The 17731-nt window shown below is 50.8% G+C and carries 12 protein-coding genes; 5 read left to right on the top strand and 7 right to left on the bottom strand.

Annotated features, from left to right (window positions below; translation table 11 throughout):
• The first annotated feature begins 56 nt into the window (after nt 1-56).
• The 3 genes from ACW9SV_RS05895 to ACW9SV_RS05885 all read left to right on the top strand — a co-directional run bounded on the left by ACW9SV_RS05895 (nt 57) and on the right by ACW9SV_RS05885 (nt 4309).
• Complete coding sequence (locus ACW9SV_RS05895; protein ID WP_479555812.1) at nt 57-1004, top strand: DMT family transporter; 948 nt, start codon at nt 57-59, stop codon at nt 1002-1004.
• A gap of 200 nt (nt 1005-1204) precedes the next feature.
• Complete coding sequence (locus ACW9SV_RS05890) at nt 1205-3850, top strand: DUF5686 and carboxypeptidase regulatory-like domain-containing protein (RefSeq protein ID WP_479555811.1); 2646 nt, start codon at nt 1205-1207, stop codon at nt 3848-3850.
• A gap of 69 nt (nt 3851-3919) precedes the next feature.
• A complete protein-coding gene (locus ACW9SV_RS05885; RefSeq protein WP_479555810.1) occupies nt 3920-4309 on the top strand; it encodes a VOC family protein in 390 nt (129 codons plus the stop codon).
• 115 nt (nt 4310-4424) lie between these two features.
• On the opposite strand, the gene ACW9SV_RS05880 is transcribed toward ACW9SV_RS05885, so the two are convergent.
• From ACW9SV_RS05880 to ACW9SV_RS05855, 6 genes are all read right to left on the bottom strand, one after another.
• The gene (locus tag ACW9SV_RS05880; protein WP_479555809.1) at nt 4425-4853 is read right to left on the bottom strand and encodes a hypothetical protein; all 429 of its coding nucleotides are present in this window, start codon (nt 4851-4853) and stop codon (nt 4425-4427) included.
• A 149-nt stretch (nt 4854-5002) separates the two neighbouring features.
• Nucleotides 5003-6517, bottom strand: a complete 1515-nt coding sequence (locus tag ACW9SV_RS05875; protein WP_479555808.1) for a RagB/SusD family nutrient uptake outer membrane protein — start codon at nt 6515-6517, stop codon at nt 5003-5005.
• Between the two features lie 13 nt (nt 6518-6530).
• Nucleotides 6531-9602 carry a SusC/RagA family TonB-linked outer membrane protein gene (locus ACW9SV_RS05870; protein ID WP_479555807.1) on the bottom strand — a complete coding sequence of 1024 codons (3072 nt, stop codon included), beginning with the start codon at nt 9600-9602 and terminating at the stop codon, nt 6531-6533.
• 862 nt (nt 9603-10464) lie between these two features.
• Nucleotides 10465-11799 (bottom strand): glycoside hydrolase 5 family protein, encoded by a 1335-nt coding sequence (locus ACW9SV_RS05865; protein WP_479555806.1) that lies wholly within the window; start codon nt 11797-11799, stop codon nt 10465-10467.
• 294 nt (nt 11800-12093) lie between these two features.
• The gene (locus tag ACW9SV_RS05860; protein WP_479555805.1) at nt 12094-12558 is read right to left on the bottom strand and encodes a hypothetical protein; all 465 of its coding nucleotides are present in this window, start codon (nt 12556-12558) and stop codon (nt 12094-12096) included.
• A gap of 72 nt (nt 12559-12630) precedes the next feature.
• On the bottom strand, nt 12631-13536 hold the full coding sequence (locus tag ACW9SV_RS05855; protein WP_479555804.1) for an EamA family transporter: 906 nt from the start codon (nt 13534-13536) through the stop codon (nt 12631-12633).
• Between the two features lie 246 nt (nt 13537-13782).
• Here ACW9SV_RS05855 and ACW9SV_RS05850 point away from each other — a divergent pair, with 246 nt between their 5' ends.
• Nucleotides 13783-16254: a bifunctional UDP-N-acetylmuramoyl-tripeptide:D-alanyl-D-alanine ligase/alanine racemase gene (locus ACW9SV_RS05850; RefSeq protein WP_479555803.1), complete on the top strand. Its 2472-nt coding sequence runs from the start codon at nt 13783-13785 to the stop codon at nt 16252-16254.
• Between the two features lie 325 nt (nt 16255-16579).
• On the opposite strand, the gene ACW9SV_RS05845 is transcribed toward ACW9SV_RS05850, so the two are convergent.
• Nucleotides 16580-17329: a Bax inhibitor-1/YccA family protein gene (locus ACW9SV_RS05845; RefSeq protein WP_479555802.1), complete on the bottom strand. Its 750-nt coding sequence runs from the start codon at nt 17327-17329 to the stop codon at nt 16580-16582.
• 167 nt (nt 17330-17496) lie between these two features.
• Here ACW9SV_RS05845 and ACW9SV_RS05840 point away from each other — a divergent pair, with 167 nt between their 5' ends.
• Nucleotides 17497-17730 carry a FeoA family protein gene (locus ACW9SV_RS05840; protein WP_479555801.1) on the top strand — a complete coding sequence of 78 codons (234 nt, stop codon included), beginning with the start codon at nt 17497-17499 and terminating at the stop codon, nt 17728-17730.
• The last annotated feature ends 1 nt before the right edge of the window (nt 17731 follow it).

Genomic DNA, 17731 nt, shown 5'->3' with positions numbered 1-17731 from the left:
CGCAGGTACATTCTATTAACCAAAAGTAGGCAAAAACAGTTTGCCCCAGAAAGCTTTTGCGCGAGGAAAAAACTGCCATGGGTGTGGATGCTACTTCTAAAAGCCCGACCTTTGCACCCCTTGTTTTACCGCCTACTGCCATGACCAAAGGTGTTCAGTACATGCTGCTTTCCACGTTCTTTTTTGCGCTCATGAACGTGTGCGTCAAGTTTCTGTCGCATCTGCCGCCCATGGAAGTGGTGCTGTTTCGGTCGATTATCTCCTTGTTACTGAGCTACGCCATGATTAAGCGGGCGAAGGTTTCGCCTTGGGGCACCCGCAAGCCGGTTCTGGTGCTGCGTGGATTGGCTGGGGCGTTTTCGCTGCTTATGTTCTACACCACCATCCAGAACATTCCGCTGGCCGGAGCAGTGACCATCCAGTACCTGGCGCCTATTTTCACGGCTTTGCTGGGCGTGTTCATTGCCAAGGAGAAGGTGGCGCCGTGGCAATGGGTGTTTTTCCTGGTTTCCTTTGCGGGCGTACTGGTGATTGAGGGCGTGGATACCCGTATCTCGTTGTACTATCTACTCATAGGCATTGGTAGCGCGTTTCTGTCTGGGGTGGCGTATAACTCCGTCCGGAAGTTGAGTGAGACCGAGCATCCGTTAGTCATCGTCTTTTATTTCCCGCTGGTTTCTCTGCCGCTTTCCCTGATATTCTGCTTTTTTGATTGGGTGCCTTTGCGGGGCAATGACTGGGTTTGGCTGGTGTTAACCGGAATCCTGACGCAATTGGGCCAGTACTTTATGACACGGTCTTACCAGGTAGAGAAACTGGCGCGCGTGGCCAGCCTGAACTACATAGGCATTCTGTACGCGCTGGGGCTGGGGTTTGTGTTCTTCGGGGAGACCTTCCACCTGTACTCGTATCTGGGGATTGCCCTGGTGCTGTTAGGTGTGGTGCTGAATATGCAGTACAGCAGGAAATTACGCAAATTAGAGGCTGCGCAGGCAACCGCGTAGCCGTTTTGGGTATCTTTTCTGTGAAACACGCCTTAAACGGCCTGCGGCTTTTGTTACCTTGCGTATGTTCTCTTTACCTTTCCTCTGGTTTGTTGCCACTGATGCATAAAGCAACTGATCTGGTGGAATAGGAAGGAATTTGAATACATGCGTATGTCGTGACGGAAGACGTTATCGTTATGCAGCCAAACCCTTTATCCATGCCCTTTGTGTTTCCGCGTCTGTTTTCTTTAAAGGCAAGTAAACTTACTTCGGTGGTCTTTCTTTGGCTTTGCCTTCTGGCCATGGGGGCAGAGGCCGGCGTGCTGAAAGGGAAAGTGACGGATGAAAAAGGAGCGGGGCTGGCCTTTGCCACGGTGTACCTGCAGGGCTCCACGGTGGGTTCCACCACCAACGAGCAAGGCGATTACCAGTTCAACGTTGATCCCGGGCCGCATACGGTGGTGTTCCAGTACGTAGGGTACAAAACCCAAACCAAAGCCATTGAGGTGCCCGAAGAGGAAACTCCCACCCCGTTGGTGCTCAATGTGCAACTGCTTCCCGATGTTTATAACCTGAACGAGGTGCGGGTAAGCCTCAGCGGCAAGAACCCGGCGTACGGCATTATGGAGCAGGTCATCGCCCGGCGTGAATACCATCTAAAGGAGGTGCAGGCCTATACCGCCCAAGTCTACGTGAAAGGCTTGCAGCGCCTGCTCAATGTACCTAAGCGCATTCTGGGCATCATGAAAGTGCCCGCGGGCCTTAAGCCTGGCATTCTCTATCTCTCAGAATCGGTATCGGAATTGAGTTTCATGCAGCCGGGCAAGTACCGCGAGCGGATGATCTCGTCAAAAGTGAGTGGCAGTAGCCGGGCGTTCAGCTTTAACCAGGCTTCTGAATTCAACGTGAACTTCTACCAAAACCTGGTCAAGGCGCAGGGCGTGAACGAGCGTGGGTTTGTGTCGCCGCTCGCCAACAATGCCATGTTCTTCTATAAGTATGAATTGCTGGGCAGCAGCCAGAACAACGGAAATTTGATCCACCGGATAAAGGTCATCCCTAAGCGGAAAAGCGATCCGGTGGTGGCAGGCTACCTGTACATTGTAGACGGATCCTGGCGACTGCAGAGTTTGAACCTGTACGTGACCAAAGACCAGCAGATTGAGTTTGTGGATACATTGCGCATCACGCAGCAGTTCACGCCCGCCTCCGGTAACGTGTGGGTGCTGCAATCGCAGAAATTCACGTTTGACGTAGAGGGTTATGGTTTTAAGGGCAATGGCTATTTTACGGCCGTTTACAGCAAATACCGCGTAAAACCGGCTCCATTTGTAAAGCAGGCACCGGCGCCGGCTCCCGCTGTAAACACTCCTCCGCCTGCCGTGGTAAACGCACCCGCACCCGTAGCAACCCCGGCACCCAAGCTAACCCGGAAAGAACGGAAAGCCCAGCGCAATGCGCCACCGGTAAATGGCGTACCTGATGCTGAGTACTTCAAGAAAAAGGAAGTGCTGCTTATTGAGAAAGACGCCAACACCCGCGATAGTGCCTATTGGGCCCAGATGCGTCCCGTGCCGTTGACCCAGGAAGAAGTGGAGGATTACCATGAAAAAGACAGCCTGCAGGTAATCAAAGACTCAAAGCCTTACAAAGACTCGCTGGACCGGCATAATAACAAACTCACCGTGTCTGACCTGTTGCTCTCGGGGTACTCGTACCGTAATTCCTTTGAGCGGACCAGTTTCAGTATGGAGCCGGCCACCCGCATCTGGCAATACAACACCGTAGAGGGACTGGTGGCGAACCTGCGCATTGGCTACACCAAACGTTTTGAAGACAGACGCAGCTATACCATTGCGCCTACGTTGCGGTACGGGTTCAGCAATGAAAGGGCACAGGCCAAAATTTCCGCTTCCTTCAATTATGATTTGGTCAGAAGACGGGCCGTAGGCTTAGAGGGCGGCCGGTTTGTAAGTCAGTTTAACGCCGCAGAACCTATTACGCCTTTCGTGAACACGGTGTACACGCTCCTGCTGAAAGAGAATTATGAGAAACTGTACCAAAAAGCGTATCTGCGCCTGTGGCACAATCGGGAGCTGGTAAACGGCCTGGCGGCTACGTTCATGGTGGACTATGCCCAACGGGAGATGCTCTTCAATACCTCTGATTACGTGGTGCGGGACCGTTCTTCCAGAGAGTTTACTTCCAATGAGCCCTTCAATGCCGAGGTGGGCGGCACGGCCTTTCCCCAGCACCAGGCCCTTGCCGCTATTGTGACGCTGTCGTATCGCCCGGGGGCGGAGTACATCTCGCACCCAGACCGGAAAATCAATTTGGGTTCTAAGTGGCCCACCTTTAATTTCACTTATCGCAAGGGGATCTCAAGCCTTTTGGGCAGCGATGTGGATTATGATTTCGTTTCGGTGGGCGTGAGCGATGACCTGCAGTTAGGTTTGCTGGGTACCAGTTCCTATATGGTCAGCGCCGGGACCTTCTGGCGTAAGAACCAACTGTATTTCATGGATTTTCGGCACTTCTCCGGTAACCGCACCATTTTGTCGGGTGATTTCAGTGGTTTCCAGTTGCTGGATTATTACCGGTACAGTACCCAGAAAACGTACATTGAAGGGCATTACAGCCATCACTTCAACGGGTTCATCCTGAACAAAATCCCGCTTATCAGGAAGCTGAAATGGCAGGAGGTGGGCAGCGTCAATTACCTACACACAGCGGCGGCTGGTCATTACCTGGAGTTGGGGGTAGGGGTAGAGCACCTGTTTAAAATCTTCAGAGTAGATTTCTTTACCGGGTTCCAAGAACGGCAGAAAGTAAGCTCCGGCCTCCGGATTGGGTATGGTTTCTAAAAACTAGCCTCTTTTCTGCCTGCTGGTATAAGATTCTGTCCCGAAGAGCGCAATGTATATCTTTGGTCCATGATCAAGTTAAAAAGCATTCACCATATAGCCGTTATCTGCACAGATTACGCCGTGTCCAAAGCGTTCTACACCCAGGTGCTGGGTCTCACGCTTCAGCAGGAAATCTACCGAGCAGAGCGGAATTCTTACAAAGCAGACCTGGCACTTAATGGGACCTATGTGATTGAGTTATTTTCCTTTCCGGATGTGCCTGCCCGTTTATCGTTCCCGGAGGCGGCCGGACTTAGGCACTTGGCTTTCTCCGTAGAGAACGTGGAAACCGCCCGGCAAGGATTGCTGCAGGAAGGTGTGGCCGTGCAGGAAATAAGGGTAGATGAGCACACCGGTAAACGCTTCTGCTTCTTCTCTGACCCAGACGGGTTACCCTTGGAACTGTACGAGCAATAGCGCTTTCGTTTTTAGGCCGCTTTTTTTTTAAGGCCGAAAACCCCAGTTGAAGGACGTTATCAAAGACAAGGCCCGCAGCAAAACTGCGGGCCTGTCCATTTACATTATCTGAAAGCTATAAAGGCTTAACGGAGATCCTGGCTGTTTTCTCCAGAGGGTTCAGATTGGTGGCCGTAGGATAAGGAATGATGTCTCTCAAGGTTAACTGGTATGTTTTAGTGCCCAGTTCTACTTTCACTATATCACCTAAGTGCAGGGTTTTGGAAACACTCTCTCCTTGCGCATCCTGAACCTGAACATAGGCCACGGCCATCCCCGCCCAGACACACTTGGTGTTTTTGGGACATCGGCTGTCCTCTGTTTTCTGCAGGGTTAAGGTAAGCTCTCCCGCGGGTACGGGCTTTTGCCAAGAGAGCGCAAAAGCCTCCACAGGCGGAACCGGATGCAAAAGGATAGAAGGCGTTTTAGAGGCCTCCTGCCTGTTGCGGGCGCACCCCAGTAGAAGTAGGGCAAGAAAAGGAACGAGGCTGCTTTTGTGTTTCATAGGTTCTTTTGGAAAAGAAGGCTTAAACCTGTACTAATAAGAGCCTGCAACAAGCACAAAGGTTGCTCTCAATGTACTTAAATGATAAAAAAATCGGCCAACCAGATTGCTGGTTGGCCGATGTGCAATAATGAGCTTAAGGCTATTTCCTAGTAGCCAGGGTTCTGCTCTAAGCCAGCAGTCCTGATGTCCTCACCCGGGATAGGCAACACGTTGTGTTTCCCTTCTTTATACCCTAGTGGGCCTAGCTCCTGCGCAGCAAGTCCCCAGCGTACCAGGTCAACGTAGCGGAAGCCTTCAAAGGCAAGCTCCAGGAAGCGCTCGTTGACAATGGCGTTGAACAGGGCCGCACCAGTGGCATTCACTGGGGTGAGTTCTGATCTCTGTCTTACCATATTCAGGTACTCACGTGATTTGCCCTCGTTGCCTGCGCGGTAGTGTGCTTCTGCGGCCATCAGCAATACGTCTGCATACCGAATCATGCGCCAGTTGGTGCCGTAGTTCAGTTCTGACACAGGTCCGCCGGTTTGGGTGCTGAACGTGCCATATCTTCTCTGGAAATAGCCTTCATAGTCATAAGCGGTAGGGTTGGTCCAGTTACCGCCCATGGCTTTCAGCTCAGTTTCAGACATCACGGTGGCGGTTTTCCGCTCTACGTCACCATTGGCCACAAATGCCTGGTACAGCTTGGCTTTAGGGGAGTTGAAGCCCCAACCACCAATCAGAGAGTCACTAGGGGCTTTGGTGTAGAAGTCACTTCTAGGGCCCATCAGCTGCAAGTGAATGTTGCTTTCTGGCTGCGCTCCCCAAGGGAAGTTACCCCAGTCATAGCTTTGGGTTCTGGTGTAGGAGATCTCAAAGACAGACTCTCTTCCAAACTCACCGGCCTCAGAGAACGCCTTGCCTACCGATGACTCTAACTGGTATTGGTTAGAAGAGATCACGGTTTCAAACTGGGTGGCAGCATCGGCCCATTTCTGCTGGTAGAGCAAAGCCTTGCCCAGCAACGCCTGCGCCGTTCCTTTTGAAACCCGGAACTTGTCTCCGCCGGTTAAAGCGCTTTTTAGCGGAAGGTCTGGAATGGCTTCCTGTAAATCTTTCTCTATTTGGGCGTACACGGCGGCTTTAGGTGCTCTGCCGGTGCTGGTCCATTGTTCAATTGGAATGTCAGCGGTTACCAGAGGAACATCGCCCCAGAGAGTCACCAGTTCAAAGTAGTTGAACGCCCGCAATACTTTGGCTTCAGCGATTAGCCTTTTGCGCAGTTCGGTTTCTGGTTGAACATTGTTGATTACTTTGTTCGCTCTGTAGATAGCGCTATAGGTTAAGCGCCAGCCCCATTTCACGGCGTCGTTTTCGCTGTCAAAGTTGTAGTCATCCAAGGTCTGGTAGGCCGGCTGGTCACCAGGTCCGCTACCGGCGGCATTACTCTCATCTGACGGCATCACTTTCACCATGTAGATACTGCTCCAGGCGGTGTTGTAGTGCGCCTGCATGATGTCATACACTGCGGTGGTAGCCTGAAGGGCATCTGCATCGGTTTTATAGAACTCTTCTACCTCCAATTTGCCAGGTACGTCCTGGTCTAGAAAATCATTACAGCCAGAGGTCATCGCCATCAAGGCCACGCTGAATGCTGCAATTTTTATATAATTCTTCTTCATGGAATGCTACTGCTTAAAAGTTAAAGTTTAAACCAAACATGGCTACTCTTGGAACTGGGTATGTACCACGGTCAATTCCTAAGCTGTTGGCGTTGTTGCTTCCTGCTTCTGGGTCCAGGCCTGGGTAGTCAGTGAAGGTGAAATAGTTGTCAAGTGACACGTACACGCGGGCGTTTTTCACTTTAAGTCTGCTGGTCAACGCATTTGGTAGCGTGTAGCCTAATTGTAACTGGCGGATACGGGCATAAGAGCCGTCAAACACCATCAGGTCACTGTTGTAGATGTAAGCGTTGGTGGTGTTTGGCGCAAAACCAGTGTTGGTGCTACCGGCACCAGTCCAGCGGTTCTCATAGAAGAAAGCCGGCTTGTTGGCGGTAGGGCGGTCGGTACGGTTGAAGCCAAGGATTACATCGTTTCCTATCTGACCTTGTACGAAAGCCAAGAAATCAAATCCTTTGTAAGCCAGGTTCACACGGGCACCAAAGATTACATCTGGATGTGGGCTACCTATCATGGTGTAGTCTGCCGGAGAAATCTGCTTATCACCATTGGTATCCACTACAATCGGATCGCCTGGTTTAGGGCTGTAACCTGTGATGCCGGTAGTGGCCAGGTACTCGCTGATTTCCTCTGGTGTCTGGAAAATACCGGCTGTTTTGTAGCCTCTCAAGTGCCAAATAGGGAAACCTTCCTTGAAAACAGTAGCAGACCAACCAGTTCCTACACTTGCACCAGGGATCTCGCTTACGTTAGGGTCTAGGTACGTCACTTCATTCTTAATGGCAGTGAGGTTACCAGAAATTTCGTATTGGAATGCTTCAGCGGCATCGTTACGATAGCCTAACTCAAACTCCCAACCTTTGTTCTGCACGTTACCACCGTTCACGAATGGCAGGCCAGCACCCACGAATCCTGGGGCAACACCTGGGGTAAGAAGGTCAATGGTTTCCTTGTTGAAGTAGTCTGCGGTGAAGGTTAAGCGGTTGTTGAACAAGCCTACGTCAATACCAAAGTCAAGCTGCTCACCAGTTTCCCAGGTAAGGTCAGGGTTGGCTAAGGCAGTAGGGGCGGCACCCACCAAGTAATTACCGGCAGCATCTGGGTAACGACCCACTACACTTACGGCTTCTACCCACTGTCCAATACCTACGCTGGAAAGAGAACCGTTTTGTCCCCAGCTGGCACGCAGTTTCAAATGGTTGATTCTGGAGCTTGGGAAGAAATCCTCATTAGAGATCACCCAGCCTAAAGACAAGGATGGGAAAGTACCCCATGCTTTGTCAGAGGCAAACAAAGAAGAACCGTCTCTTCTCACTGTGGCATTTAACAAGTACTTGCCAGCGTAGTCATAAGAAAGTCTTCCGTAGTAAGAGGCCAGGGTGCTCACGTTAGCGTTACTGCCAATTCTGTCAAGCGCGTCTGGGGTAGTGTCTGCGTAAGAAAACTTATCTTCTTCCTTAAACAGGCCAGAGTAGCTGCCGCCAATGTAGTTCCACATCCGCTTCACGGCAGAGGTACCAGCCAGTAAGGTAAAGCCATGGTTGCCGATAGTTCTCTGGTACGTGGCATAGTTCTCCCACTGCAGGGTAAACCAGTTGTTCTGAGAGTCTGAGCCGTTAGCCACTGTGTTCAGGTTCTCGCTGGAGAACCAATAGGTAGGAGTCCAACCGTGCTGTCTCTGGAAGGCTCCGTCTACCCCAAACTGCGTGGTGAACTTCAGGCCTGGCAAAATATCGAAGTTAGCAAACAAGTTACCTACCACTTTGTTCTGAGTCGTGTTGCCTCTAGCTAGAGCAATTCTGGCCAGTGGGTTACCGTATTCTCCTCTGATGAAGTTAGAGATACCGTAGTAGTTTCCGTTTTCATCACGCACCAGTGGGTGGCCTGCGGCAATAGCGGCTTGTACGTGCGCCGGAAGAGCACCATTGTAGATCACCGGCGTTAAGGGGTCAAGAGAAAGAGCACTGGTGATCAATCCACCAAACTCATCGTTTTCAGCGATACCTCTGCGGTTGAAATTAGAATAAGAGAATCTTTCTCCAATGTTCAACCAAGGCTTGATTTTGTGGTCTGAGTTGATGCGCACAGTGTAGCGGTCAAATCTTGCTTTGTCGCCGCCTACAATCCCTTGCTGGGTGAAGTAGTTACCGCTAACCAGGAAGCTTGATTTCTCTGTACCGCCACTGAAGCTTAGTGAGTGGTGTTGCTGAGGGGCTGACTGGAATGTTTCCTCAAACCAGTTGGTACCTTCGCCCACTGCCGCTGCTTCCGCCGCAGTTGGACGGCCTGGAGACTTGGCCTCTTCCATGTACTGCTGGTACTGCTGCGCGTTCATCATTGGCATCAGGTCGCCCACCGATTGTCTGCCGTACTGGAAGCTGTAGCTAATTTCTGAGGTGTTTACTTTACCGGTTTTAGTAGTGATGATCACAACCCCGTTGGCACCTTCCGCTCCGTAGATGGCGGCAGAAGCGGCGTCTTTCAGTACTTCAATAGAAGCAATCTCTGAAGGGTCCAGGAACTCAATGCCTCCTGCTCTTACTCCGTCCACAATATAAAGTGGTTCTGAGCCGGCGTTTGATCCAGTCCCCCTAACCCGTACCCGCATGCCTGCGCCTGGTGAACCCGAGGCTGGTAATACGGTGACACCGGCAGTACGGCCCTGAAGCGCTTGTTCTACCCGGCTGGAAGATACGGTGGCAATTTCCTCGGCCTTCACGGAGGAGATGGCGCCCGTCACTAAACTCTTCTGCTGGGTTCCATATCCTACCACCACTACTTCTTCCAACGCTTGTTGGTCTTCTTGCAAGGTCACATCAATAGAAGTGCGTCCATTGATGGCGATTTCCTGGTTCACAAATCCAATGTAGCTCACTACCAAGGTGCCGGCATTGGCAGGAGCTTGCAGTTGATACCGGCCCTCCACGTCAGTGGTGGTACCTGCCGTAGTACCTTTTACTACCACGCTTACGCCTGGTAGAGGCTCGCCGCCCCGGCCCGAGGAAACCCGTCCGGTTATGGTGCTTTGAGCAAATGCTACCCCACACAAATGGAGGAGTAGAAAGATGAGTAGTTTGTTCTTCATAAATGCGTTTTTGTTAACAAGGATCAGATTTTATGTCACTAATATAAAGATTTGACAAAAAACAAATCGAAAAACCAATACATCATCAATACATCAAAGTGTCTTTTTGAATGCAACAGGAGTACATCAGAGCACTAAAAAAGCCCTTTAGAAGCTTCTAAAAGGCTTTTTGCAATTTCTCAGACTGAGAAATATTTTTTTCGCAAAAAATTCTTCTATTTTAAGTGTAATATTGACATATTTAAAATAAAACAACCTTTGTGATAGGGTTTCTTTACAATTCTATCCTAAGGTTTTCTTCCTTTGATTTGATGAAACCAACACCAGGGCGAGGATACATTTGAAAGATTCTTTGCTCCATGATTCTGACGAAATGAATGGAAGGAGGATGGTGGTTGTAAGATGCTTATGAAAATAAACTTTAAGTGTTTGTTTTGTAAGTTATTAGTAGTGAGAAGTTTGTGGTTTGATTAGCGTGGTGTGGGAGCACAGGTTTATGTGTAGGGCCTCTGGCGATTAGGCTACCTGAGATGAAAGATAGGGAGAGTGGTTTGTCAGAATTGAGCTGCTATTGTCTGATGGGCATCAACAAAAGCGCATAATTGATTAGAGACAAAAGCTTGGTTATCTCCTATAAGTAACCTCCCAGAAAGTGGATGATTGGTTCTAAATCCTTGAGAAGGCTCTTAAAAATACCCTTAAATGAGACTTTAACAAAAGCGCCTCTAACGTATAACAAAATATCCCCCTCCGTATTGAGCCTATTTTCTTGAAAACAGGCCCAATACAGAGGGGGATGCTAGAGGTCTTGCTTGTTTTAAAGAGTTGACCTTTGCTCTGGAACAGTCGAAACTACGGCTGGCTATCTTCTTACAAAGAAAGGAGTGTTGGCGGTGGCTACGTTGTTTTTGCCGTCATAGGCATAGACAAACAAGCGGTAAGCGCCTTCCTTCTCCGGTGCCTTGAGTTGTGCCTGCCCTTTGCCTTGGTCCTGCACTAGTCCGGTGATGGCTCCGGGTCTGTTTTCAGCATCGCCGCCTTCCTTGAGGTCAGTGCTTTCGGGTAATAGCTCCCAACGGTAGGTGAGGGCATCCTGGTCCGGATCGGTGACTTGAGTCTGGATAGGGTAGCTTTGGTTGGGCTTCAGGTAGATGTTGTCCGTGGCTTTCTTGCCGTCCAGGCGTAGGTAGCTCAGGTGCGGGGCGCGGTTTTGAGGCCATTTCCCTGACCAGAGGTAATGCATCACATCTACTACTTCAGATTCCTCGCCTTGTTCGGTGAAGAGGCCGTACCAGGTGGGTGTTCTCTCTTGCTTTTGCCCCCATAAGAAGACGTAAGAACCCAGGCAGCGCTCACTGTCTTTTTGCATGGTGGCCTCGTAGCGGCTGCGGTACACGGCGGCTTTCTCTGAACTGGTTTCTTCTACCGAGGCTTTCCAAGGAGTTTGTGGGCCTTCCCAGTGTCCGGTAGGCCCCCACTCGGTGATCATATAAGCACCGTCCCAGCCAAACTCCCTGACCCGGCCCGGAATTGATGGTAAGTCGCCGTAGGCATTAATGGACAACAGGTCTATTGCCGGGGCTTGGGCTTTGATGTAGTCTACTTCTTTTTTGTTCAAGCCTGCCAGCATGGTGCTAGCCGGATGGTTAGGATCTACCTCGTGGATCATCTTGGCGATGTCATTCACGGCATCCCACACTTTAGGGTTGGAGTAACTCAGGTTCAACTCGTTCCCGATGCCCCACACCAGCAACGCCGGATGGTCTTTGTATTTTATCACTTCTTCGCGGAGCTTGGCCAGTTGTTTGGCCACCGCCTCGGTGTTGTTGTAATCAAAGCCATGCCGCTCACGGGCCACGTCCAGTCCCATGGTTACCGTTAAACCGCGCTTATGAGCCTCGTCCAAAATCTGCTGGGCATTGTGGGTGCTCCAGGTTCTAATGGAATTGCCCCCATAGGCAGCCAGTTGGTCCATGTAGCGGTTACCGCCAGCGCCTTTGATGAAGTAGGGCTGTCCGCCTCTATACAGGTGAAAACGGCCGTTCTCTTTTCGCAATTCTACTTTGATGGCCTTCGCAGTAGCCTCTGGAGCCTGAGCAGCAGTGGAGGTTGAAGTTGAAGAATTGGTCTTGGCACAGGAAAGGGGAAGAGCAGCAACAGAAAGGCAAAGCAGACTTCTAAACAAAGGCTTCTTCATGTGAGGAAAGGAATTGGGTAGCGGTTGTGACTAAATTTGAGGTGGCTGAAATTATCAAATTAGCTTTAGAGTAAGGATAGGAGAGATAAAATACTTTTACAAAAGGATAAAATATGATCTTTCCTATTGTGTGTTCGTCCTCATGACATAGCCTGGATTGGCTTTCTTTTTTAGGGTGGTTTTAGATAAAGTAGTAGAAAAGCAGAGCGCTCGTTTTTACAAATAGGAAACTCCTTTAAAGCAGAAAACCCGCAAAATGCTGCGGGTTTTCTGCTTTAAAGAATAGGGGAGACCTTACTGAGCCTGAACCGAGAGCATTACCTTCTTCTCGCTGGGAGAAGGATTTTCAACGTCAGGATAAGGTTGCACATCGCTTAAAACTAGGCGGTAAGGTTTGTTTCCAAGTTGAACCACCACCGTGTCTGCCTCCCGAAAGCCTCGGTTAGCTGGAGCCTGCAGGGGATCTCCGATATAAAGCTGCTGACTGACCTTTAAACCATTAGCATCCTGCACCTCAAATGTTGCTACCGCATTGCCATACCGGATGCATGTTACATCCTTCGGGCAGCGGCTTTCGTCAATTTTCAGCAAGTTCACCAGTAAACCTCCAATGTGCGTAGGTTTGTTTACCGTCAGGATGGTGGCGCCTTTGGTTCGGGCCTGCGCAAGGGCATCCTCTTCCTCCGGCGAGATCAGATCTGGACGGGCGCAGCCAAAAGCCAGGGCCAAATAGAACAGAGGGAAGCGATTATTTTTCATCAGGATGTTGTTTTGGCTTTACATTTATAAGAAGAGCCCGAAAGCTGCCCAGAAGTTGCACAAAAGCAAAACTCAAGCGGTAACCGGAGTCTCTTTCTTTTTGCCAATAGGCAAGTTGTACAACACCACCGAGGCAAAGATGACCGCATACGCAATTACCTTCTGCTGGCTGGCCACTTCGCCAAAGTATAGGAAGGCCATGGTGAAATTGATAATCGGGTTCAGATACATGAGCACGCCCACCGTAGCTGATTTCAGTTCTTTGAGCGCGTACAGGTTCAGAAACAAAGGGATCACGGTGAACAGCCAGCTTAGCAGCACAATTTGCCCCACAAAGTGACCGGTGATTGGTTGTGCGTCTGCGCCCACAAACCACGGGTAGCTCGGCCCGATGAACGTGAAGGCCAGCAGCAGTTGCAAGGTGAGCAGCACAATCTTGTCGTAGTCCTTAAGCAACCGCTGAGTGATTAAGTAAAACGCATAGGAAGCGGCAATCAGCAAACTGAATAGCAGGTTGTAAACCGAATCAGTGCCTACCAGAAGGCAGCTCATCAAACTCAGTCCCACCGATACCCATTGGTTCACCCGTAGGTGCTCATGCAGAATCAGGAAACCCAACGCCGCCGTTAAGATGGGGCACAGCAGGTACGAGAAAGAACCCGTCTGGATGTCCACGTGATTCACTACGTAAATGAACGCTAGCCAGTTAATAGTCAGCAACGCACCGCCCATCAAAGTAAACAAGATAAAGCGCCGCTTTAGAATAGGGCTATGGCTCTTGTACATGGCAAACGTCTGGCGCCACTGCTCCCGGCGGGTGGTTCCTGAGATCAGCAGCAACGTGAGCACCGAAATCAGGATTCGGAAATACAGAATCTGGCTACTGGGGAAGGTGGTTAAAGCTTTAAGCGGAAACGGGATAAATCCCCAGATAAGAAAGGCGCTGATAGCAGCGATATGGTAACGACTAAATTTCACAACAATTTTTTTGAGGAGCACAAAGGTAGACGTTGCCTTGCGTACTGCCTAATTCACAGTCCTTTCTGCCTGTAATTACCTCTTATGCCATGTAAAACCGCTCATCTCATTCTCCTGTTGGCTGTTTTTAGCGCCGTTTTCAGAAAACAACGCCGAAATGCTTTCTGCGGCTGGAGAGCTGCGTTCTAGGGACAAGGTGTGCTGGTATTTCTTCTGTTGTATCTTTGAATAACAGATATCCGCATCATGTTTACTTTCAAAGAGATTGCCCAGGTAGTAGGAGGCATGTTGGTGCAGTGCAAAGCAACGTACCCTGTGCAGCACCTGCTCACCGATAGCCGTAAAATCGCCAATGCCGTTTCCTCGGTGTTTTTCGCCATACGGGGCGAATTCCATGACGGGCACCAATACATTCCAGAGCTCTACGCTGCCGGCGTACGGCAGTTTGTGGTGGAAGACGCCTCCGGGGTGATGGACTTATCCACGCTTCCCGAGGCCAACATACTGCTGGTCAGCGACAGCATCCAAGCCATGCAGCGGCTGGCAGCTTATCACCGACGCAAGTTCACTATTCCGGTTATCGGCATTACGGGCAGTAACGGGAAAACCATTGTGAAGGAGTGGCTCGCGCAGCTGTTGAGCGCTTCTGAGCAGGTGGTGAAAAGCCCCCGCAGCTATAATTCCCAGATCGGCGTGCCGCTCTCCGTGTGGCAGATCAACGAGAGCCATACCGTCGGGGTTTTTGAGGCCGGAATCTCTAAACCAGCTGAAATGGAGCATCTGGCCAGCGTGCTGCAGCCCACCATTGGCGTATTCACTAACTTGGGCCCAGCGCATGATGAGGGGTTTACTTCGTCCGCCCAAAAGCTGGAGGAAAAGCTGAAGCTGTTTGAGCACGTCAACCAATTGATTTACTGTGCCGATCAGAAAACTGTGCAGGAAGCAATCCAGGCCTCGGGCTTGCCGGCTTTTGCGTGGAGCACTCATGAGCATCCCTCGGCACAGGTGCAACTGAAAGTGCTGGAAATGCACCACGGCAAAACCAAGATCCGGTTCCGGTACGATGGGAAGGGACAGGATCTGTCGCTGCCCTTCGCCGATGAGGCCTCGCTGGAAAATGCCCTACACTGTTTAGCCGTCTTGCTGTACCTGGGCGTTAAACCCGAGGAGTTGCCGGGCCGCTTTGAGCGCCTGCACCCCGTAGCCATGCGCCTGGAACGCAAAGAAGCCATCAACGGCTGCTACGTAATTGACGATACGTACAATAATGATCTGGCCGGACTACGCATTGCGCTGGATGTACTGGGTCAACAGGCCCGCCGAGGCCGGAAAACCCTCATTGTCTCTGATTTGCTGGAAGCCGGGGTGGAAGAAACCGCGCTCTACCAGCAAGTAGCGCAGGAAATTACCTCCCGTGGCGTGGACCGCGTCATCGGAATTGGTGACATCATCACCCGGCACCAGGATTTGTTCCCCGCCGGCAGCGAGTTCTACCTCGGCACCGATTCCTTTCTGGGGCAGCTCCGCTCTGAGACCTTCCGGCAGGAAACCATTTTGGTGAAAGGCGCCCGCGTGTTCCAATTCGAGAAGATTGTGGCTGCCCTTCAGCAGCAAATACACGGCACCAAGTTGGAGGTGAACCTGGATGCCTTGGTGCACAACCTCAACTACTACCGCACCAAAGTACCGGCCCAGGTGAAAATCATGGTCATGGTAAAAGCCTTTGCCTATGGCGCGGGAGCCTACGAGATTGCCAACCTGCTCCAATTCCACCGGGTGGATTACCTGGCCGTAGCCTACGCCGATGAAGGCATCGCCCTGCGGGAGCACGGCATCACGCTGCCCATCATGGTCATGAACCCCAGCCCAGACAGCTTCCTGAAAATGCGGCAGTATAGCCTGGAACCCGAGATCTACTCCCCAGATCTGCTGCACCGGTTTCTGGACTACTTCCCCAAAAAGAGCACCAAAACGCCGCGCATCCATCTCAAGCTGGACACCGGTATGCACCGCCTCGGGTTTAATGCATCTGAACTGGAGGAGGCCCTGGAAGTGCTGGACCATGTGCCCCACGTGCGGGTGCAAAGCGTGTTCAGTCATTTGGCCGGCGCCGATGAAGCCCTGTACAATGATTTCTCGCAGGAGCAAATCGCACAGTTCAAACAAATGGCCACGCGGGTAGAGCAGGCACTAGGTTATTCCGTGACTAAGCATATTCTCAACTCGGCGGGTATTGTGCGGTTCGGTGAAGAGGCCGCTTTTGACATGGTGCGCTTGGGCATTGGATTATATGGCGTGGAATCCGCCGGAAAAGAGCAAGGCAACTTGCAGACCGTGGGCCAGTTGAAAACCACCGTTTCACAGGTGAAATACATAAAAGCGGGTGAAACCGTGGGCTACAGCCGTCGTGGCATTGCGGCTACCGATAAGCAGACTGCCACTATCGCCATTGGTTACGCCGATGGCTATGACCGCCGCTTCGGGAACGGAGTGGGTGAGGTGCTGATTAACGGGCAACGGGCTCCCATCATAGGCAACGTGTGCATGGACATGTGCATGGTAGACGTAACGGGTCTTGACGTGCGCGCTGGTGATGAGGTGCTGGTGTTTGGTGCGGAACTACCCCTCACTGATTTAGCTTCTCGCATCGGCACCATTCCGTATGAACTGCTCACCAACGTAAGCACGCGGGTGAAACGGGTGTTCTTCAATGAATAACGTTAAAGGGTGGTTTTTGGAAAATGGCCCTTAATTAGCTTCTCCTGCCTTTTCAGAAGTAGATAACATAACATACTGGCAGAGGCTATGCTGGTGACCAGAAACAAAAACGCCACTGAAGCTTCAGTGGCGTTTTCTATGTAAAAGGGTTAGTCTTTCTTCTTGACACAATTGGGCACCTTTTTGCCATCCTTGTCTTTCATGCCTGCTTGCTCGTAACCGTTCCAGCAAGGATCCTCTGATTTCTGGGCTTTCTTTGTCTTCGGCATCACTGTATGTTGTTGGTATACAAAAGTATACGGATACTGAAAGCGTAAGTTGTATTTTAGTCGCGGCTATTAAGCTTAGAGAGCAAACGCAGGATTTCAATATATAACCAAATCAAGGTGACAGCTAGCCCAAAGGCGGCATACCATTCCATGTTCTTGGGGGCGCCGTGGGCTACACCTTGCTCAATGGTGTCAAAATCCAGGATCAGGTTCATGGCTGCAATAATCACCACTAAAACACTGAAGATAATGCCGGCCGTGCCGCTGCTGTGGATCAACGCCATCTCCACTCCAAAGAACTGGAGAATGAACCCTAGCATGTAATAGCAGAAGATCCCGAAAGTGGCCGTCAGGATGATAGATTTGAAACGTTCAGTGGCCCTGATGACGCGGGTGCTGTAAAGTAATAGCATGCCGCCAAAGACCGTGAACGTCAAAAGCATGGCCTGCGTGGCAATGCCGGGGAACTGCGTCTCCAGAAGTCCGGAGACCCCGCCCAGGAACAAGCCTTGCAGGGCGCAGTAAAGGGGAGCAATATAGGGAGTCCAATGTTTCTTGAAGGCGATCAGGAAAGCCAGGCCAACTCCCACCAGCGGGATGGAAACCAGAAAAGGCAAAGGCACGCCTATCACTGCGAACAAGTCCCAGGAGAAAACCGCAAACACCAGCACAATACCCAACAGCAACGCCGATTTGGCAATGGTGCCGTTCAAGGTCATGGCCGGGCCTTCAACCGCCTGGGGAACTGCTGACTGTAGAAACGCCTCTTCTTTAAGGGCAGGATTGTTAGAGCTGAAAAGTGACATGTTTTTGGTTGGTTTTTACGAAATATAACGAAAAAATACTGATTTTACAACAAAAAGGCTGCCATATGCGGGTATGCTCCGCAAAACATCTGCTTCTTTTTGGATTCAAAAGGAACACCTTGTACCTTGCAACTGTTTATAACGAGTCTAAATAAAGAGAAGAAAAGGTGCAACAAGAGCAGAAGAGTGTGCGGGATTTGAAGATAGGGGAGAAAGGCATCATCTGTTGCTTAACCGACCCGGAAATGTCTTTGAAGCTGCTGGAGATGGGCTGTATTCCTGGTGAAGAGGTAAAGCTCAACAGCCGTGCCCCTCTGGGTGACCCCATTACGATTATTGTGAACGATTATACCCTTTCCTTGCGTTTAGACGAAGCTGCTACCATCAAGTTAAAGGCTTAGT

The sequence above is a fragment of the Rufibacter sp. JT20002 genome (genome assembly GCF_056491185.1).
The sequence above is the reverse complement of the archived record's forward strand: the minus strand, read 5'-3'. Positions and strand labels throughout refer to the sequence as shown.